General features: G+C 46.9%; 1 protein-coding gene. It reads left to right on the top strand.

The annotated features are described in order from the left end of the window. The first annotated feature begins 190 nt into the window (after nucleotides 1–190). The gene (locus D9N13_RS11795; RefSeq protein WP_290589936.1) at nucleotides 191–601 is read left to right on the top strand and encodes a hypothetical protein; all 411 of its coding nucleotides are present in this window, start codon (nucleotides 191–193) and stop codon (nucleotides 599–601) included. The last annotated feature ends 271 nt before the right edge of the window (nucleotides 602–872 follow it).

The raw sequence follows: 872 nt of genomic DNA, 5'->3' as shown, positions 1-872 counted from the left end.
AGGTTGGTACCGGCACCGTTTTAACTATCCGGTCAACGCGGACCCATCTACGCCGCGCCAACATGTGGTCGCTACGCTTTTTACCACATGTTGGCACAACGCAGCTGGGCCGGTTACCTCAGCGTTAGGCATAGCCCCATTTTTTGCGTAGTAATCGTCTGTATAGATATTTCAAGGAGGAAGTAAGACGATGAGTGAATGTAGTTGGTATGACGCTTTTGAAAAGCGTATGAACGCCCTCGGAGCGCCTGTTCCTGGTGGTTTTTTCGACACATATGATAAAGCTTTAACAACTGTTGGTGCTTTGGTTGCTGCTGCAAATTTAAACCCTGGAATTAGTGCTGCCGCAGCTTTATCAGTCGCGGAAGTTGGTGCTGGTGGTGTGATAGTAACTCTATCGGCAATAGGGGCTGCTGGGTATGCAGGATTGGCAGCTGGTAGTATGATGATGGCTGCGATTGATAACTCTATATGTATAACTGCCAGTAAGAGGGCGACGCCTCAAAGTGTTTCAGCATTTCTTCGAAGCAATGGAATATACGATACCCTGCTTGTTGAGGCTGAGATCATGCGTAACCCTCGTATCATGGCTCTATCATAAGGATTCATGATGTTTAGTGACTTTCAATTCTGGGATTATTTTATATTGTCTTTGATAGTGCTTGGCGTTGTTGTGTTCGCTAAGGGCTTCATTTTCTCAAAAAATAAAAAAGCAAAATAGCTGCGTATCGATTGCCTAACAAATGCATCAAGCATCGTTCCGGCCTTTGGCCTCCACTGGACGGCGCTACGCGGCGCAAAATAGTGCATTCGCTGTCGCTCATTATGGCACTATTTTTCACCACGCACCGCCGCCGCTTATGCAGGCGTTA

This window comes from Ketobacter sp. GenoA1, assembly GCF_003671475.1.
Taxonomy (GTDB): domain Bacteria; phylum Pseudomonadota; class Gammaproteobacteria; order Pseudomonadales; family Ketobacteraceae; genus Ketobacter.
The sequence above is the reverse complement of the archived record's forward strand: the minus strand, read 5'-3'. Positions and strand labels throughout refer to the sequence as shown.

Coding starts and splice junctions, on each gene's coding strand:
- D9N13_RS11795 (WP_290589936.1), top strand. CDS start 191: ATGAGTGAATGTAGTTGGTATGACGCTTTTGAAAAGCGTATGAACGCC.